Consider the following 17,660-nt stretch of genomic DNA (forward strand, 5'->3'; position numbering starts at 1 on the left):
GGCCTTACGGCAGCCGGTCACCGCCAGTGCCCGCCGGCGCCGCGCACGGCGTCGCACCGCCACGGCAGCGACGCCGCGTGTCATCGCCGACGCCCAGTTCATCGCCCTCGCCGAACATCGGCACGTGGGCCCCCTGCTGGCCGAACCGCACCTGCAGGCCGATGCTGTTGCTGCGCATCGCATTGCGGCCCTGCTCGTGGCCGAACAGCAGCGAGAACATCCAGCCGCTGTCCAGCTGCAGGTCCATGCCCGCGCCCAGCGCCAGCATGTCGTCGTTGTAGCTGCGCATCGCCAGCACGTAATCGGTGCCCTGCGGCCGCTGCACGTAGTTCATCGCGACATCGCCGCGGTTCTCCAATGCGCTGCGGTACTCGATGCTCCAGTACGGACGCCAGTTCAGCCGCTCGCGCTTGAAGCTCAGGCTGCCTTCCAGGCCCACCGCCAGGGCGCTGTTGTCCACGCGCTGGCGGCCATAGCCCAGGTCGTAGATGCCCAGCCCATGCTCGCGGTAGCCATCCAGGGTCGCGCGGTGCCCGTCATAGCGGCCATACCCGGTCACGCTCATGCCGCTGGCATTGCGATGCTCATAGCCGACCGTCAGCGACCCGAACCACTGGTCACCCCTGCGCGAGGCCTGCGCGCTGGCATGGGCCGGCTCGCTCCAGCGGGTCAGGTCGAAGTCCAGTCGGCCATTGGCCAGCAGGCCGTCCACGAACAGGTGCTCGCCCAGCCGCCACAGCCCGTAGGCCGCCAGCGAACGCTGGTCGGCATCGACCTTGGAGGGGCTGCCGTCGAAGTCGGTGTCCTGCCGGCCCCAACTGCCGGCCATGCCGAACAACAGGTTCTCGCCCACCGCGCGGTCGGCACCGAGCGTGATGCCGCCGGTGTCGAAATCGAAGCCACCGCCCGCACCCCCGTTGCGGCCAACCTTGCCGAAGGTGGCGGTACCGGCCAGCCACAGCCCCCAGCCCTGCGGCAGGGCCGGCAACGCCGCTTGGCCGACCGGCAGGGTCAGGCCCGAGGCCTGCTGGCTGCCCGCATAGGCCAGCGCGAAGTTGAAGTTGCTGGCGTTGGTGCCGCTGCGTACCTGGCGCAGGCGCGCGCGGATGTTGTCGCCCTGCACCTGGGCAAAGCGCACGCTGGCATCGACCTGCGCCTGCAGGCCAGCACTGACCTGCCCGTCATGGGTCGGATCGGGGCGGGCACTGACGGTCAGCTGCAGCTGCACCGTGACCGTGGCGAAGTTGCCGGTCGCCGCCTGGGTCGCCATCAGCACGGTGGTGCCCTCACCGACCAGGGTGACGGTACGCCCACTGATCGTGGCCACCGCCGGGTTGCTGCTGGCATAGCTGAAGGCACCGGGGCTGCTGCTGTGCGGTACCGGCAGTTCGAAGGCATCCTCGCCCTGGGTCCGGGTCAGGTCGCCCAGCCAGGACAGCTGCGGCGTCCCCACCGCGATGTTCACGTCCAGCCGGACCTGCGTGGCCGCCTGGTACATCGCGTTGCCGGCCTGATCGGCGGTCAGCCCGCAGGTGCCGGCAGCGAGCATCGTCACCGTCGCCCCGCTGACCGTGCACACCGCCGGCGTGCTGGAGGCGAAGCTGACCGGATTGCCCGAGCCGCCCCCGTTGGCGCCCAGGGTGAAGCTCCCGCCCTGCACGTAGACCGGTTCGGCCGGCGTGGCGACGAAGGCGGAGATCACCTGCGCGCCGGCCTGCACCTGGAAGTGATAGGCCTGCACACCGGTGAAGCCGTTCGCGTCGGTGACCTGCACGCTGAAGTCGTAGCTGCCGGCCGCGCTGGGCTCACCTTCGATGCGGCCGGACTCGAGCAGCGTCAGCCCCGGCGGCAACGCGCCGCTGGACAGACTGAAGCGGTACGGACTGGTTCCCCCGCTGGCACCGAGCTGCTGCTGGTAGCCCACGTCGCCGGTGGCCGGCGGCAGTGCCGGGTCCAGCTGCAGGCTGGGCGTGGCCACCACCAGCGTGTAGTGGCGGGTCACGGAGAACGGACCGGCACCGGTGCTGCTGTCGGTGGCGGTGATGTCGAAGCCAAAGCTGCCCGCGCCGGTGGGTACGCCGGACAGCTCACCCTCGGCCGACAGGACCAGGCCGGCAGGCAACGCGCTGGCCGCATAGGTGTACGGCGCCGTACCGCCCTTGGCGGTCACCCGCTGCGTGTAGGCGTTGGACGCGGTGGCCGCCGCCAGGCTGGTCGGGCCCAGTTCCAGGGGCGGCACGCTCACGGTCAGGCTGACCCGCGCCGGCGCGGAGGTCCCGCCGGGGCCGGTGGCGACATAGGTGAAGGTGTCCGGGCCCGAGTAGCCGGGCACCGGCACGTAGCTGACCACATCGCCGGCGATGCTGGCGGTGCCGTGCTGCGGTGCGGTGGCGATGGCGATCGCTGCATGCACGCCGGTGATCGAGGACGCCAGATCGATCGGCGTCCCCGGACTCTGATACGGCACCAGCACCGCCCTGTCCGCGGCAACCGGCGCGGCGGGGGTGGCGACGGTCAGGCTCACCGTGGCGACGTTGGACGTGCCGCCGGTCCCGGTGGCCGTATAGGTGAAGCTGTCCGTGCCGAAATAGCCGGCCGTGGGCGTGTAGGTCACCACATCGCCAGCGACGCTGGTGGTGCCATGCGCCGCCGCGCTGCCGATCGCGATGCTGTGATGGGTGCCGGTGATCGCGCCGGAGAGGTCGATCGCCGTGCCGGTGCTGTTGTACGGCACCGTGACGCCGGTCGTGTCCGCGGCCACCGGCTTGTCGATGAAGGTATAGGTGGCGTTGCTGGTGCTGGTCTGGCCGTTGACCGCGACGGTCACCGCAACCGGGCCGCTGCCGGCCGCCGGCGCGGTCACCGTCAGCGAGGTGGCCGACGCTGCCGTGACCGTGCCGTTGCCGGCGCCGCCGAAACTGACCAGGTTGTTGCCCGGCGTCGTGCTGAAGCCGGTGCCGCTGACCGTCACGACCTGGCTGACCGGGCCGGCGTTCGGCGAGAGCGTGATGACCGTCGGCACCACGACGATGCTGTTGCCAACCGTCGGCTGCGTGGTCGGATACCCGCTGGGCGTGAACGCGTCCAGCGCGAACCCCGCCGCGGAACCCGCCGTGGCCCCGTTGTAACCGAAGGTGACGGTGCAGCTGCCGGCCGGCACCACCACATTGGTGAGCTGCACGGTGTTCATGCTCGGCACCGATGCGGCGCCGACCGTGCAGCTCCCCCCCGGCATCGCCGGAATCCGCGAGACCAGCGCCGGCGAGGTGAGCAGCACGCTGAAGGCGGGGCTGCTCGATGCGTTCGGATTGGTGAAGGTGATCGTGACCTGCCCGGCCGCGCCGACGCCGATCGAACCGGGTGCGAAATCGACCGCAGCGGCGATGCCACCGGCCGCACCGATGTTGATGCTGTGCTGGGCCTGCGCGGCCGCGTTCCAGTTGCTGTCGCCCGCCTGGTTGGCGTTGATCACGCAGGTGCCGACAGCGGTGAAGGTCAGCGTGCCGCCCGCAAGTACGCAACCACTGCTGCCTGCAGCCAGCGACACCGTCGGCGTCAATCCCGAACTTGCCACCGCGCTCACGCTGTAGGGCGCCCCGCCCACCTGCGCCACGCCTGGCAGCGATGGCATGAAGCTGACCGTCTGGTTGCCCTTGGCGATCGTCACGCTGACGATCGCGCCGACCGCCATGGCGGATGGAGCCTGGCTGTCGGTGACCCAGAGCTGATAGGCGAAGCTGCCGGCGACGGTCGGCGTGCCCGACACCAGTCCGGTCGACGCGTCGAGCGAGGTGCCCGGCACGAACGCGCCGGCGTTCAGCGCATAGGTATAGGGCGCGACACCGCCGGTTGCCACATTGCTCTGGCTGTAGCTGTCCCCCACGCGCGGAGCGGACGCCGCGCCGGCGCTGATCACCAGGTTCGCCGGCATCACCGAAAGGGTGAACGCCTTCTCGTAAGTGGCGTTCTGCGAATTGGTGCTGCGGACGCGGACGCTCTTCTGCGTCCCCGGGGTGAACGTCGATGGATTGTTGGCCAGCAGGCTGTTGCCGGAGATCTGGAAAGCCGGGTTGTCGGTGTCACCCGTACCGGCCACCAGCGTGTACGTGAAGGTCTCGCCCACCCCTGCATCACTGGTAGAGAACGTTCCCACCGTCGCATTGAGGCCGCCGCCGACGCCCACGGACTGGTTGCTGAGCTGGATGTCGGTGGGCACGGCATGGGCCAGCTGCGGGACGCACAGCAGCAGCGCCAATACCAGCGCGACGCACCCGCCCGTCAGCCCAGGCGCGCGGCCATATGCATGGCGAGCCGATTGCGGACCCCATGCCGACAGCCAACGCACAACCTTTCCGCCCCACGCCGGGAGCCGACTCATCTGCCGCATGCAATTTCCCCTGTCCACCATCACACAGAGACGGGCCGGCGATCGGCGCCCATCCACGAAAGAAACCTTCAACAACCCAACCGCAGAAAGCGGGGCCATCCAATCACGCCCCTTGGCGCGGGCGCGCCGGGGCCGTCAACGGGCTGCCGCTTGGGCGCGAACACGCTGGCCCCCGCCACTGCATCGGCCCGAAGGACATCCGTGGCCGTTCCCTTTGCCGAAGCTGCTAGGAACGCACCGCCAGCGGCCGCAGGCGGGCAAGAAAAAAGGCAGGGAGCCGTGCGCCCCCCTGCCCTTCCTCGACGCGGCAGGCTCGGGCTGCCGGGCCTGCCTCAGCGCGCGGCCATGTACGCGGCAATCGCCGCACGCACGCGCTTGAGGCCTTCGGCCAGTTCCTCGTCGGTGATGTTCAGCGGCGGCACGAATCGCAGCACGCTGGTGCCGGCCTGCAGGATCAGCACCTGCTTCTCGGCGGCCAGGTCCAGCAGGGTGCCGATGTCGGCCACGTAGTCGGGCTTGAGCACCGCGCCGATCATCAGGCCCATGCCGCGCACCTGCTCGAACACGCCGAACTCGGCGCCGATGGCTTCCAGCCCAGCCTTGAGCGCGGCCGACTGGCGGGCGACGTTGGCCTTGATCCCATCCGAAGCCAGGGTACGCAGCGCCACGCGCGCCACCGCCGCGGCCAGCGGGTTGCCGCCGAAGGTGGTGCCGTGGGCGCCGACGCCCATGACCTCGGCCACCTTCGGGCCGGCCAGCATGGCGCCGATCGGGAAGCCGCCGCCCAGCGCCTTGGCCAGGCTGACGATGTCCGGGGTCACGCCCCAGTTCCAGTGCGCGAACAGCTCGCCGGTGCGGCCCATGCCCACCTGGATCTCGTCCAGCACCAGCAGCGCGCCGTGCTGGTCGCACAGCTCGCGGGCGCGGCGCATGAATTCCGCCGAAGCCGGCATCACCCCGCCCTCGCCCTGCACCGGCTCGAACATCACCGCGGCCACGTCGCCGCCGGCCATGGCCGCTTCCAGCTGCGCCACGTCGTTGAAGTCGGCATAGCGGAAACCGCCGGGCAGCGGCTCGTAGCCTTCCTGGTACTTGGGCTGGGCGGTGGCGGTCACCGTGGCCAGGGTGCGGCCGTGGAAGCTGCCGCGGAAGGTGAGGATGACGCGCTGCTCCGGCGGCCGGCCCTGCGCGGCGGCCCACTTGCGCACCAGCTTGATCGCCACCTCGTTGGCCTCGGCGCCGGAATTGCACAGGAACACGCGGCTGGCGAAACGCGAGGCGTCCACCAGTTCCTGCGCCAGGTGCAGCGGCGGCTCGCTGTAGAACATGTTGCTGGTGTGCCAGAGCTTGTCGGCCTGGGCCAGCAGCGCGGCCTTCAGTTCCGGGTTGTTGTGGCCCAGGCTGCATACCGCGATGCCGGCCGCCAGGTCGATGAACTCGCGCCCCTGCGTATCCCAGAGCCGGGCGCCCTGGCCGCGCTCGAGCACGAGCTGGCGGGGCCGGTACACCGGCAGGTAGTACTGGGACAGGGACAGCAGCGGTTCGGCGACGGCGGTCATGGCGTTCCGGTAGGTGTGGTGGGTGAAAGCGGCATTGTCCCCCATTCCACGGGGCTGCGGCACAATGCCGCCATGCGCCTGTTCTCCACCCCGCAGCTCAACCCCGCGTCCGAGACCGGCTGGCGCCGCCGCTGGTTCGACATCATCTACCGGGTCCCCCATTCCACGGGGCTGCGGCACAATGCCGCCATGCGCCTGTTCTCCACCCCGCAGCTCAACCCCGCGTCCGAGACCGGCTGGCGCCGCCGCTGGTTCGACATCATCTACCGGCACGACACCCGCCCCTCGCGCAATTTCGACCTGCTGCTGGTCTACGCCATCGTCGCCAGCGTGCTGGTGGTGGTGGTGGACAGCGTGCAGCACGTCCATGCCGCCTGGGCGTCGTGGTTCTACGTGGTCGAATGGGGCTTCACCGTCCTGTTCACCGCCGAGTACGCGCTGCGCCTGCTGGTGGTGCGGCGGCCGCTGCGCTACGCGCTCAGCGTCTGGGGCATCATCGACCTGCTGGCGATCCTGCCCACCTACCTGTCGCTGCTGGTGCCCGGCGCGCAGTCCCTGCTGGTGGTGCGCGCCCTGCGCATCCTGCGCGTGTTCCGCATCCTCAAGCTGACCCGCTACATCGAGGAAAGCGGCGTCCTGCTGCGGGCGCTGTGGCGCAGCCGCCGCAAGATCCTGCTGTTCCTGTCGATGGTGATCACCATCGCCATCATCGCCGGGTCGCTGATGTACGTGATCGAAGGCCCCAGCCACGGCTTCAGCAGCATCCCGTCCAGCATGTACTGGGCGGTGGTGACCATGGCCACGGTCGGCTTCGGCGACATCGTGCCGCAGACCACGCTGGGGCGCTTCGTCACCTCGGTGCTGATCCTGATCGGCTACAGCATCATCGCCGTGCCCACCGGCATCTACACCGCCGAGCTGGCCAACGGCATGCGCCAGGCCGAAGCCGGCCGGCGCCGCCGCGACGACCGCGGCTGCATCGTCTGCGGCCACGAGGGCCACGACCCGGAGGCGCGCTACTGCAACCGCTGCGGGCACGAACTGCCGGAACCGCTGGATCCCTGACCTACCGTCTTCCGTAGGAGCGGCTTCAGCCGCGAAAGCGGCTCTACCGGTAAAGTCCCTTCGCGGCTGAAGCCGCTCCTACGATGGGGTGCTGGATGCGGGGCCGCAGGATACGAGCGGCCCCATCCGGAACAGCCGGTCAATCCAGGAACAGGTCCGGCAGCAGCGGCCGCGACGGGTCCACCGCATAGGCGGACAGGTCGGTGATGCCGGCCTGCGCCAGTACCTCGTCGTCGATCAGGAAGCGGCCGCTGAAACCGGCCGCCTCGCGCACCAGCACCGCGTGCGCGGCGTCCGCCATGATCTCCGGGCGGCGGCAGCCGGCGGCATCGACGCCGGGGATCATGTTGATCGCATCGGTGGCGATGATGGTGCGCGGCCACAGCGCGTTGACCGCCACGCCCTGCGGGCCGAACTCTGCGGCCAGGCCCAGGGTCACGAAGCTCATGCCCATCTTGGCCAGGGTGTAGCCGGTATGCGGCCCCCACCACTTCGGGTCCAGGCTCGGCGGCGGCGCCAGGGTGAGGATGTGCGGGTTGGGCGCCTGCAGCAGGTGCGGCAGGCAGGCCTGCGCGCACAGGAAGCTACCGCGCGCGTTGACCTGCTGCATCAGGTCGAAGCGCTTCATCGGCGTGTCCAGCGCGCCGCGCAGCCAGATCGCCGAGGCGTTGTTGACCAGGATGTCGATGCCGCCGAAGGTGTCGACGGTGGCCGCCACCGCCGCGCGCACCTGGTCCTCCTCGCGGATGTCGCACTTCAGCGCCAGGCCGCGGCCGCCGGCCGCGTTCACCGCCTCCACCGCGGTATGGATGGTACCCGGCAGTTTGGGGTTGGGCACCGCCGACTTGGCGGCGATGGCGACGTTGGCGCCGTCGCGCGCGGCGCGCAGCGCGATGGCCAGGCCGATGCCGCGCGAGGCGCCGGTGATGAAGAGGGTCTTGCCTTGCAGGCTGCTCATGCGCGACTCCGCGGTACCCGATGGAAGCGGGGCGCATTATGCGCCATGCCTGTGGCCGAACACCTGCCGTTAATGCGCGATGGCGATACTGGCGCCCTTCCGTATCCGCCGTGCGTTCCGATGAAACCGCTGTCCGTCGCCGTCCCCCTGCTGCTCGTCCTTGCCCTGTCCGCCTGCCAGAAACCTGCCGTATCGCCCGCCGAGACGGCGCGCCCGCGCGACGTCGCCGTGCAGACCACCGGCCTGGGCAACGACGCCACGGCGGTGCGGATCGACGCGGGCGCGGTATGGAGCGGATCGACCGACGCCTGCCGCAGCGACACCCCGCCCGGCGGCGAGGGCTGCGTGGTCCAGGCCATGCGCGCGGCGGGCGCGACGGCGGCCGCCATCGCCGCCGCGCAACGGCTGGCCGCGCAGGACACGCCCGGCTACGTGAGCGCGTGGGACGACCAGTCCGGCGTCGGCATCGCCACGCTGGAATTCCCGCTGCGCGCCAACACCAACCAGGGCACCTGGCTGGTGGATGCCAGCGGCAGGACCATCGATGTGGACGCGGACGTGCTGGACGACAGCGCGCGCGCCGATGCACAGGTCAAGGCGTTCTTCGACAAGCATCCGGACGCCGTGCCATTCGCGCCGGCACAGCCCGCCGGCACCGCGCCGCTGCCCGATGGCGGCGTGCGCCTGCACTACAGCACGCCGCTGCGCCCCTGCCACGCCTGCGCCGACGCCGGCACGCTCACCCTGGGCTACGACTTCGACGCCCAGCGCCGCTACATCGGCCGGCAGGTGCTGGAAGTGCGCTGAGTCGTAACGTCGTCTCGTGCGGTCGGCGCAAGCCAGCCCCACAAAGCCGCACCGCTCCAGCGAACCCACCGTAGAACAGGCCTCGCCCCGCTGTGATTTCCCGGCAAGACCCCAGCGGGCAAGCGTCGCGCTACACACTCGCGCCAACACGATGGAGCAGAGCCCCCCTTTGTAAGGGGGGGCGCGCCAAAGGCGCGGGGGATAGGCAGGCAAGGAGTCGGGGCCCAAAGTTCTGCCGTGCAGAACTTTGGGGACGCAGCCCGCTACGCGGGCTGCGTCACGCCTTCGGCCCCTGCCCCTCGTTGTCCTCCCAATGCAGGACACGGCGGGTGACGAAGCGGTACACCGGCTTGCCGGTGGCGAACCACAGCTCACGCACCCACGAATGGCGCTTGAGCAGGCGCAGTTCCACCGGCGTCAGCGCCTGCCGGCAGTACGTGCGCTTGTGCTTGAGCAGATGGCGCAGGTCCTCGCGGGCGAGCAGGCGCATCCAGCGCGAACGCGGGTTGCCGCATACCGCCAACTGGAAATCGATCAGCGCCGGCGAGCCGTCGGCGCGCACCAGCCAGTTGGCTTCCTTGGCCAGGTCGTTGTGGGCGATGCCTTGGCGGTGCACCCGCTGCAGCAGGCGGCGCGCGGCGCGGAACCAGGCCACGTCGCCATGCGGCGGGCGCTGGTACATCGCCGCTCCTTCCATGTAACTGCGGTCCAGCCAGCGTCCATCCCAGCCCAGCAGCCGCGGCGTCGCCTCCATGCCGCCCAGCCTGGCCAGCGCGCGCGCCTCGCGCCGCGCCAGCCACCAGGCCGGCAGGCGCAGCCACCAGGGCGTGGCGCCGAGGTCGCGGCGCACGAAGCAGCGCCCGCCTTCGTTTACCCGCAGGATGCGCCCGAAGCTGTCGGACTTGAGGATCTGGACGCCGTCGTCGTTCGTATTCGCCATCGCCGCCATTCTAGCGGGCCGCCCCCGCCGCGGCCGGCGACGCGTGCACGCGTACTTCTCCTACCTGCACCGCCGCTGTCCGGAACCCCTTCGCCGGGCGCCGGTCCTGCGCCCGCGCCCTTTTATAATCCGTCGATGAATTCATCCTGGATCGACACCACCCTGGCCTGGATCGCCGCGCACCCGATGCTGGCCGGCGTCGTCATCTTCGCCATCGCCTTCTGCGACGCCGTGATCATCCTCGGCGCGATCGTGCCGGCGCTGCCGCTGATGATCGCCATCGGCGTGCTGATCGGCATGGGCGAGATATCGGGCCCCTACGCGGTGGCCTGCGCCGCGCTCGGCGCGTTCTGCGGCGACGGCCTGAGCTACTGGGTCGGCCGGCGCTGGGGTGACCGCCTGCGCGGGGTGTGGCCGTTCAGCCGCTACCCGCAGTTGCTGGAGCGCGGCGAACTGCTGTTCAGGCGCAATGCGTTCAAGAGCATCCTGGTGGCGCGCTATGTCGGCGCGATCCGCCCGTTCGTGCCGGCCATCGCCGGCATGGCGAAAATGCCGCTGGCGCGCTACGCGCAGCCCAGCGTGGTGGCCAGCCTGTCGTGGGCGGTGCTGTTCCTGCTGCCGGGCTGGGCGCTGGGCCAGGCCTACGACGCGGTGGCGGCGGTGGCCGGGCGGCTGTTCGTGGTGGTGGCCCTGCTCGGGGTGATGCTGGGGCTGGTGTGGGCCATCGTGCTGTACGGCTACCGCTGGTCGGCCGCGCGCATGGACGGCTGGCTGGCGCGCCTGCTGCGCTGGTCGCAGCGCCATCCGCACCTGCTCGGCCGCTACTGGAACGACCTGTTCGACCCGCGCCGGCGCGAATCGGTGCCGCTGGCGATGCTGGCGCTGATGCTGTTGCTGCTGGGCTGGGGCTGGTTCGTGCTGCTGATGGTGGTGGTGGGCCATGGCGAGCCGCTGGCGCTGGACCTGGCCGTGCACCACCTGATGCTGGCCCTGCGCAATCCGCTGGCCGACTACCCGATGGCGGCGCTGGCCTCGCTGGGCGACTGGCAGGTGCTGCTGCCGGCCACCGCCGCGGGCATGGGCTACCTGTGCTGGCGCCGGCGCTGGATGGCCGCCGCGCACTGGCTGGCGGCGCTGGCCTTCGGCCTGGCGCTGACCAAGCTGCTCGGCGCCACCGTGGACGTGGTGCGGCCGCCCGCGGCCAGCAGCGGCTTTGGCTTCCCCTCGGTGTCGGTGACCATGGCCACCATCACCTTCGGCTTCTTCGCCGTGCTGATCGGCCGCGAGCTGCCCGGTCGCACGCGCGTATGGCCGTACCTGGTGTCGGGCATCGTGGTCACCATCATTGGTTTTGCGCGGATCTACCTGGGCGCGCACTGGCTGAGCGACGTCATCGGCGGCATGTTGTTCGGCATCTTCTGGCTGCTGGTGCTGGGCATCGCCTACCGGCGCCGCTTCAACCGCTCGTTCTGGGTCAAGCCGGTGACGTGGCTGTTCTACGGCGTGTTCGTGCTGGCCGGGCTCTGGTACGCGCCGCGCAACGTGCCGGCCAAGCTGGCCAAGTTCGAGCCGGTGGCCGAAGCCCCGCGCATGATGGAAGTGGACTATTGGTGGCAGGACGGCTGGCACGAGCTGCCGTCGCGCCGCAACGAGTTCGACGACGACCAGCGCTGGCCGCTGGACGTGCAGGTGGCCGGGCCGCTGGCGCCCTTGCAGCAGCAGCTGGAACGCCACGGCTGGAAGCTGCAGCCGCAGGCCGGCTGGCAGCAGGCGCTGGTCATGCTCGACAGCAAGGCCGCGCCGGAGCAGGTGCCGGTGCTGCCGGCCACGCTGGACACCAATGTCGAATCGCTGCTGATGGTGCGCAAGGGCGCACGCGCCGACGAAGTGCATGCGCTGCGCCTGTGGCCGGCACCGGTGCGGCTGCAGCCCGGACAGGCGCCATTGTGGCTGGGCAGCGCGCAGACCCTGCGCTACCAGCGCCATTTCCGGCTGTTCGGCCTGTGGCTGCCGCTGCGCGGCGTCGATCCGGCGCTGGAGGCCGTGACGCAATCGCTGGACGGCATGGAAACGCGCACCCGGACGCTGCCGGAAAGCGGCATGCCGCTGCTGATGATCCGCAGCGAACCGCAACCGTAGAGGCGGGGCCTGCCCTGCATGAAGCCTCCCAGCGAAGCCCGTGCCGGGCGAGCCCGGCACCTACGTGCACCGCCGCAATCCTCGCATTCCGTAGATGCAGGGCTTGCCCTGCATGAAGCCTCCCAGCGAAGCCGTGCCGGGCGAGCCCGGCACCTGCGTGCACCGCCGCAATCCTCGCACTCCGTAGATGCAGGGCTTGCCCTGCATGAAGCCTTCCCGGCAAAGCTCCGTGCCGGACGAGCCGGCACCTGCGCGCGTCGCCGCAATCCTCGCATTCCGTGGATGCAGGGCTTGCCCTGCATGAAGCCTCCCAGCGAAGCCCGTGCCGGGCGAGCCCGGCACCTACGCACATCGCCGCAACTCTCGCACTCCGTAGAGGCCGGGGCTTGCCCCTCTACAGTTCGGATTCCGCCGGCGATTCGAAATCGGGAATCCAGGTGAGCAGGCGATCCAGCCGCTGGTGCGGATCGTCTTCCTGCAGCAGCACCAGCCGCTGCTCGTCTTCCAGCGGCAGCAGTTCGGCCAGGCGCCAGCCCACCCACGCCGCCTGGTCCAGCTGCGCCGGGCCGGCGCCGGCGAATTCGCCGCCGGCCTGCTCGAGGATGCGTTCCAGCAGCAGGCCCAGCAGCGCATGCTCGGGCCGCAGTTCGTCGTCGTGGTCGGGGTCGCGCCACTGGATCTGGCCTACCACCAGGCCGTTGTCGCGCACCCGCGTCCGCTCCACATGGAAACGCCGCGCGCCGCGCAGGCGCAGCTGCAGCACGCCATCGGCGCCGACATCGAAATCCTCGACCAGCGCCTCCACGCCCCAGGCCGCGGGCGTGGCCGGCGCACCGACTTCCTCGCCCTCCAGGATCAGGCAGATGCCGAAGGTGCCGCCCTGGCGGCCGCATTCGCGCACCAGGTCCAGATAGCGCGCCTCGAACACGCGCAGGCCGAGCGCGGCGCCGGGCAGCAGTACGCCGTGCAGCGGGAACAGGGGCAGTGTCTGCGTGTCTGTCATCGGGCCGGCCGTACTCCGGAAGCGAAGGGATGCAGGGCGAGGGTATCGCAGGGCGGGTTATGCCCCCGCCACGATGTGGCCGCGCGCATCAGCCCTGCAGCTGCGCCAGAAAGCGGCGCGGTGCGCCGTCGAAGCCGCCGTTGGACATGAACACCACGTGGTCGCCATCGCGCGCCGCCCCGCCCAACCGCGCCAGCAGCGCGTCGGTATCGGGCACCGCCTGCGCGTCGCCGCGCACCGCCGCGATCACCCGGGCCGCGTCCCACGGCAGTTCCGGACGGGCCAGGAACACAACCGCATCGGCGATGTCCAGCGACGGCGCCAGCGCTTCGGCGTGCGCGCCCAGGCGCATCGAATTGCTGCGCGGCTCCATCGCCACCACGATCCGCGCATCGCCGACCTTCGCACGCAGGCCTTCCAGCGTGGTGCGGATGGCGGTGGGGTGGTGGGCGAAATCGTCGTAGACGGTCACGCCGCGCGCCTGGCCGATCACTTCCAGGCGCCGCTTGACGCTGCGGAAGCCGGCCAGCGCCGGTGCCACCGTGGCCACCTCCACGCCCACCGCGTGCGCGGCGGCCAGCGCGGCCAGGCCGTTGAGCACGTTGTGCCGGCCCAGCAGCGGCCAGCGCACCTGCGCCACTTCCACGCCATCGTGCAGCACCGCGAACGCACTGCCGTCCTGCTCGAGCAGGCGCGCGCTCCACTCCAGCGCGGAGTCGAAACCGAAGCGTTCCACCGGCGTCCAGCAGCCCATCGCCAGCACCTCGGCCAGGCGCGCGTCCTCGCCGTTGACGATCAGCCGGCCGCGGCCGGGCACGGTGCGCACCAGGTGGTGGAACTGGCGCTGGATCGCCGCCACGTCAGGGAAGATGTCGGCGTGGTCGTATTCCAGGTTGTTGAGGATCGCCACCAGCGGCCGGTAGTGGACGAACTTGCTGCGCTTGTCGAAGAACGCGGTGTCGTATTCGTCGGCTTCCACGACAAAAAGCGGTCGGCCTGAAGCCCCTCTCCCCTCGGGAGAGGGGTTGGGGTGAGGGGTGATGGTGTCCTGATGGACCAGGCCCACGGGGTGCGCCTGCCCCTCATCCGCCCTGCGGGCACCTTCTCCCGCAGGGAGAAGGGGACGGCCCAACCGCGCCGACACCCCGAAATCCTCCGCCACACCGCCGATCAGGAAGCCCGGCTCGCGCCCGGCGGCCTGCAGCAGGTAGGCCAGGATCGTCGTCGTCGTGGTCTTGCCATGGGTACCGGCCACGGCCACGGTGTCGCGCCCGGGCAGCACGTTCTCGGCCAGCCACTGCGCGCCGCTGGTATAACGCCGGCCGGCATCCAGCACCGCCTCCACCGCGGCGTTGCCGCGCGAGAGCGCGTTGCCGACCACGATCTCGTCGCAGTCGTCGCCGATGTTACCCGGCAGATAGCCCTGCGACAGGGCGATGCCCAGCGTTTCCAGCTGGGTAGACATCGGCGGATACACCGCCTGGTCGCTGCCTTCGACCTGGTGGCCGAGTTCGCGGGCCAGGGCGGCCACGCCGCCCATGAAAGTACCGGCAATGCCGAGGATATGGATCTTGCTCATGCGCCGATTGTCGCCGATGCGCCGGCGCGCCGGATACGTCGTCCCGGCACTACCCCTACTGATCTGTAGGGGAAACTCCTATACCGTTCGGGGGCATTCATACCGAGAATGCACGGGCCAGCCGCAGTATCCCTCAGGTCCTACTCCCCAAGAGGCCGTCCCCAGGGAGCTCATGCTGCGGGGCCCTGAGCACGCCCACCTGCTGGCCCCTGTACGACGAACGCCCCGGACCATGCACTGGTCCGGGCGTTCTTTTATGCGCATGCCGGTCTTCCGGCCTGCCCCGGCCATGCCGGGGCGGGCGGGCATCAGCGCTTGATGGCGGCCAGGATGCGGGCCAGCACTTCGTCCAGCGCGCCCACGCCGTCGACGCGGGCCAGGGTGCCCTTGGCCGCGTAGAAGTCGATCACCGGCGCGGTGGAATCGTTGTAGACCTGCAGGCGCTGGCGCACCGACTCGGGGTTGTCGTCGGCGCGGCCCTGTTCCTTGGCGCGGCCGGCGATGCGCTCGACCAGCAGTTCGGTCGGCACGTCCAGCTGCACGATGGCGTCCAGCGGCTGGTCCAGGCGGGTCAGCAGTTCGCCCAGCGCATTGGCCTGGGCCACGTTGCGCGGGTAGCCGTCGAGGATGAAGCCGTTGGCGACGTCGGCCTGGGCCAGGCGCGATTCCAGCATGCCCAGCAGGATGTCGTCGGACACCAGGTTGCCGGCGTCCATCACCGCCTTGGCCTGCCTGCCCAGCTCGGTGCCGGCGGCCACTTCGGCGCGCAGCAGGTCGCCGGTGGAGATGTGCGGAATCTGCAGTTCTTCCTTCAGGCGGGTCGCCTGCGTGCCCTTGCCCGAACCGGGCGGTCCCAACAGAACCAATCGCATTCCTGACTCCCTTGTATGTAGAGGACGATTTCTTTCAGGGACGGACAGCGGCGTTAGACTCATGGGCCGATTCACGCTGCACCGCAATAACACAGCTTACCGCATCCGGCCAATGTCCCGGAAATGTCCCCCGCCCGGAGAGTCCCGTCCATGTCCCGAGGTACCCTGCTCTACGCCCAGTCCGGTGGCGTGACCGCCGTCATCAACGCCACCGCCTCGGCCGTCATCGCCGAAGCCCGGGCGAAGAAAATCAAGGTGTTGGCCGCGCGCAACGGCATCCTGGGCGCCCTGCGCGAGGACCTGATCGACACCTCGAAGGAGCCGGCGGCCAGCATCGCCGCGCTGGCCCACACCCCGGGCGGCGCGTTCGGCTCGTGCCGCTACAAGCTCAAGTCGCTGGAAGCGGACCGGGCCAAGTACGAGCGCCTGCTGGACGTGCTCAGGGCGCACGACGTGCGCTGGTTCCTCTACAACGGCGGCAACGATTCGGCCGACACCGCACTGAAGGTCTCGCAGCTGGCCAAGGAGTTCGGCTACCCGCTGACCTGCGTGGGCGTGCCCAAGACCATCGACAACGACCTGGCCGTCACCGACACCTGCCCGGGCTTCGGTTCGGCCGCCAAGTACACCGCCGTGTCGGTACGCGAGGCCGCGCTGGACGTCGCGGCGATGGCCGAGACCTCCACCCGCGTCTTCATCTACGAGGCGATGGGCCGCCACGCCGGCTGGCTGGCCGCCGCGGCCGGGCTGGCCGGGGAAAACCCTGACGACGCGCCGCAGATCATCCTGCTGCCCGAACGCGCCTACAACGAAGCCGCCTTCCTGGCGAAAGTGAAGCAGGTGGTGGCGAAGGTAGGCTGGTGCGTGGTCGTGGCCAGCGAAGGCATCCACACCGCCGACGGCCGCTTCGTCGCCGACGCCGGCGGCGCCACCGATTCCTTCGGCCATACCCAGCTCGGCGGCGTCGCCTCGTACCTAGCCGGCCGGGTCAAGGCGGAGCTGGGCTACAAGGTGCACTGGACGCTGCCCGACTACCTGCAGCGCTCGGCCCGCCATGTCGCCAGCAGGACCGACTGGGAGCAGGCGCAGGCGGTCGGCAAGGCGGCGGTACGCTTCGCGCTGGAGGGCCGCAACTCGGTGATGCCGGTGATCGTGCGCACCGCCGATGCGCCGTACCGCTGGAAGATCGAGGCGGCGCCGCTGTCGAAGGTGGCCAACCACGAAAAGAAGATGCCGGCCGGCTTCATCCGCAGGGACGGCTTCGGCATCACCGAAAAAGCGCGGCGCTACCTGCAGCCGCTGATCCGCGGCGAGGCGCCGCTGCCGTGGGGCCGCGACGGCCTGCCGAAGTACGTGACGCTGAAGAACGTGGCGGTGGCGAAGAAGCTTCCCGACTGGGAGGGCTGAACCCGCTGCCGACGCCGCCCCTGCCTTGCGTCGCGGTGACTTCAGGCAGGTGCCCGGCGGCGCCCGCGGCGCGCACCCTGATGCCGCGTTTCCCGCACAGGTACGGCGCCATGATCCGCAAGGTGTTGATCGGCATGCTCGGCTTTCTTCTGGTCTGCCTGATCGGCGGCGCGGGCTACCGCCTGGGCCAGCATCTGGCCGGACACAAAAGCGCCGCCACGCAGCACACCCCGGCCTGAGCCAGGAATCCCGCCAGCCGCTGCCGCCCTGCTCCACCGGCTCAGCGGCAGGGTTTGCCCTCCACCGCCATGTTCACCGCGAACGCGGGCAGCGACGCCAGCTTGCCGGCTTCGGCCTGCTGCCGGGCTTCGCCCAGGTACACGCGCACCTGCCCCTGGCCATCGCGGGTCAGCGGCTGTTCGACCGGCCGCCGCCAGACCTCGACCACCGCCTGCTGGCCCGGGCACGCCGCCGCCGGAATCCGGATGCGGTCGTTGAGCCGCCATCCGTTCGCGCCCGGCGTGACCTGGGCCGCATCCAGCAGGGCCGCGCGCGGCTGGCAGCGTGCGTCGGTACGCACCAGCTGCATGGCGTAGGGCGCATCGGCCTGGCCGGTAAAGCGGCCTTCGATACGGACGCAGGCTTCGGGAATCTGGCGCACGGTATGCACGGCGCCCAGCGCCTGCGCGGTGCCCGGCGGCCGCTGGATTTCCGGCTGCGCCGCCGGCCCCTGTGCCTGCGCGGCCAGCGGCAGCAGGACCAGCCACGGCAGCGACAGCACTCCACATACGGTCTTCATCGCCTTGTCTCGTTCGTCAGCGGAAAGCCGCACGGTGCCAGTGCGGTGCTGAACGCCGTGGCACGGGCGCAAACGCACCCCACAGGCCCGGCCGCCGGCAGTGGCGCGACCGCAGCCCTTCAACTGGGCAACGGAAGCGCGGACG

The 17,660-nt window shown here is 70.4% G+C and carries 13 protein-coding genes; 5 read left to right on the top strand and 8 right to left on the bottom strand.

All coding sequences use genetic code 11. The annotated features are described in order from the left end of the window. Nucleotides 1-4: 4 nt before the first annotated feature. Both ABTV91_RS16320 and ABTV91_RS16325 read right to left on the bottom strand, forming a co-directional pair. Nucleotides 5-4,255: an autotransporter domain-containing protein gene (locus ABTV91_RS16320; protein WP_433852361.1), complete on the bottom strand. Its 4,251-nt coding sequence runs from the start codon at nt 4,253-4,255 to the stop codon at nt 5-7. Between the two features lie 464 nt (nt 4,256-4,719). Continuing rightward, complete coding sequence (locus ABTV91_RS16325; protein WP_433852362.1) at nt 4,720-5,946, bottom strand: acetylornithine transaminase; 1,227 nt, start codon at nt 5,944-5,946, stop codon at nt 4,720-4,722. A gap of 72 nt (nt 5,947-6,018) precedes the next feature. Between ABTV91_RS16325 and ABTV91_RS16330 the strand changes: the two genes are divergently transcribed. Then, nucleotides 6,019-7,011: an ion transporter gene (locus ABTV91_RS16330; RefSeq protein ID WP_433852363.1), complete on the top strand. Its 993-nt coding sequence runs from the start codon at nt 6,019-6,021 to the stop codon at nt 7,009-7,011. 139 nt (nt 7,012-7,150) lie between these two features. Here ABTV91_RS16330 and ABTV91_RS16335 read toward each other — a convergent pair whose 3' ends face one another. After that, nucleotides 7,151-7,969, bottom strand: a complete 819-nt coding sequence (locus ABTV91_RS16335) for an SDR family oxidoreductase (RefSeq protein ID WP_433852364.1) — start codon at nt 7,967-7,969, stop codon at nt 7,151-7,153. A gap of 120 nt (nt 7,970-8,089) precedes the next feature. Here ABTV91_RS16335 and ABTV91_RS16340 point away from each other — a divergent pair, with 120 nt between their 5' ends. After that, nucleotides 8,090-8,776 carry a hypothetical protein gene (locus ABTV91_RS16340; RefSeq protein WP_433852365.1) on the top strand — a complete coding sequence of 229 codons (687 nt, stop codon included), beginning with the start codon at nt 8,090-8,092 and terminating at the stop codon, nt 8,774-8,776. Between the two features lie 277 nt (nt 8,777-9,053). On the opposite strand, the gene ABTV91_RS16345 is transcribed toward ABTV91_RS16340, so the two are convergent. Beyond that, a complete protein-coding gene (locus ABTV91_RS16345; protein WP_433852366.1) occupies nt 9,054-9,716 on the bottom strand; it encodes a phosphotransferase in 663 nt (220 codons plus the stop codon). 135 nt (nt 9,717-9,851) lie between these two features. On the opposite strand from ABTV91_RS16345, the gene ABTV91_RS16350 reads away from it, so the two are divergent. After that, nucleotides 9,852-11,855 (top strand): bifunctional DedA family/phosphatase PAP2 family protein, encoded by a 2,004-nt coding sequence (locus tag ABTV91_RS16350; protein WP_433852367.1) that lies wholly within the window; start codon nt 9,852-9,854, stop codon nt 11,853-11,855. 394 nt (nt 11,856-12,249) lie between these two features. On the opposite strand, the gene ABTV91_RS16355 is transcribed toward ABTV91_RS16350, so the two are convergent. The 3 genes from ABTV91_RS16355 to ABTV91_RS16365 all read right to left on the bottom strand — a co-directional run bounded on the left by ABTV91_RS16355 (nt 12,250) and on the right by ABTV91_RS16365 (nt 15,309). Further along, a complete protein-coding gene (locus ABTV91_RS16355; RefSeq protein ID WP_433852368.1) occupies nt 12,250-12,858 on the bottom strand; it encodes an LON peptidase substrate-binding domain-containing protein in 609 nt (202 codons plus the stop codon). Between the two features lie 88 nt (nt 12,859-12,946). Next, a complete protein-coding gene (gene mpl, locus ABTV91_RS16360; protein WP_433852369.1) occupies nt 12,947-14,437 on the bottom strand; it encodes a UDP-N-acetylmuramate:L-alanyl-gamma-D-glutamyl-meso-diaminopimelate ligase in 1,491 nt (496 codons plus the stop codon). Between the two features lie 308 nt (nt 14,438-14,745). Continuing rightward, complete coding sequence (locus ABTV91_RS16365; protein ID WP_433852370.1) at nt 14,746-15,309, bottom strand: adenylate kinase; 564 nt, start codon at nt 15,307-15,309, stop codon at nt 14,746-14,748. A 150-nt stretch (nt 15,310-15,459) separates the two neighbouring features. Between ABTV91_RS16365 and ABTV91_RS16370 the strand changes: the two genes are divergently transcribed. Next, nucleotides 15,460-16,716 carry a 6-phosphofructokinase gene (locus tag ABTV91_RS16370; protein ID WP_433852371.1) on the top strand — a complete coding sequence of 419 codons (1,257 nt, stop codon included), beginning with the start codon at nt 15,460-15,462 and terminating at the stop codon, nt 16,714-16,716. Between the two features lie 110 nt (nt 16,717-16,826). Next, entirely contained in the window at nt 16,827-16,955 is a 129-nt protein-coding gene (locus ABTV91_RS16375; protein WP_433852372.1) for a hypothetical protein, read from the top strand. Nucleotides 16,956-16,996: 41 nt separating this feature from the next. Here the strand turns inward: ABTV91_RS16375 and ABTV91_RS16380 are convergent, their stop codons facing one another. Beyond that, entirely contained in the window at nt 16,997-17,515 is a 519-nt protein-coding gene (locus ABTV91_RS16380) for a hypothetical protein (protein WP_433852373.1), read from the bottom strand. Nucleotides 17,516-17,660 lie beyond the last annotated feature (145 nt).

This window comes from Stenotrophomonas nitritireducens (assembly GCF_050984405.1).
Lineage (GTDB): Bacteria > Pseudomonadota > Gammaproteobacteria > Xanthomonadales > Xanthomonadaceae > Stenotrophomonas > Stenotrophomonas nitritireducens_B.

What these genes read in the sequence shown, in the direction of transcription:
- ABTV91_RS16325 (WP_433852362.1), bottom strand. Translation starts at nt 5,946, where the DNA reads ATGACCGCCGTCGCCGAACCGCTGCTGTCCCTGTCCCAGTACTACCTG.
- ABTV91_RS16330 (WP_433852363.1), top strand. Translation starts at nt 6,019, where the DNA reads ATGCGCCTGTTCTCCACCCCGCAGCTCAACCCCGCGTCCGAGACCGGC.
- ABTV91_RS16335 (WP_433852364.1), bottom strand. Translation starts at nt 7,969, where the DNA reads ATGAGCAGCCTGCAAGGCAAGACCCTCTTCATCACCGGCGCCTCGCGC.
- ABTV91_RS16340 (WP_433852365.1), top strand. Translation starts at nt 8,090, where the DNA reads ATGAAACCGCTGTCCGTCGCCGTCCCCCTGCTGCTCGTCCTTGCCCTG.
- ABTV91_RS16345 (WP_433852366.1), bottom strand. Translation starts at nt 9,716, where the DNA reads ATGGCGAATACGAACGACGACGGCGTCCAGATCCTCAAGTCCGACAGC.
- ABTV91_RS16350 (WP_433852367.1), top strand. Translation starts at nt 9,852, where the DNA reads ATGAATTCATCCTGGATCGACACCACCCTGGCCTGGATCGCCGCGCAC.
- ABTV91_RS16355 (WP_433852368.1), bottom strand. Translation starts at nt 12,858, where the DNA reads ATGACAGACACGCAGACACTGCCCCTGTTCCCGCTGCACGGCGTACTG.
- mpl (WP_433852369.1), bottom strand. Translation starts at nt 14,437, where the DNA reads ATGAGCAAGATCCATATCCTCGGCATTGCCGGTACTTTCATGGGCGGC.
- ABTV91_RS16365 (WP_433852370.1), bottom strand. Translation starts at nt 15,309, where the DNA reads ATGCGATTGGTTCTGTTGGGACCGCCCGGTTCGGGCAAGGGCACGCAG.
- ABTV91_RS16370 (WP_433852371.1), top strand. Translation starts at nt 15,460, where the DNA reads ATGTCCCGAGGTACCCTGCTCTACGCCCAGTCCGGTGGCGTGACCGCC.
- ABTV91_RS16375 (WP_433852372.1), top strand. Translation starts at nt 16,827, where the DNA reads ATGATCCGCAAGGTGTTGATCGGCATGCTCGGCTTTCTTCTGGTCTGC.
- ABTV91_RS16380 (WP_433852373.1), bottom strand. Translation starts at nt 17,515, where the DNA reads ATGAAGACCGTATGTGGAGTGCTGTCGCTGCCGTGGCTGGTCCTGCTG.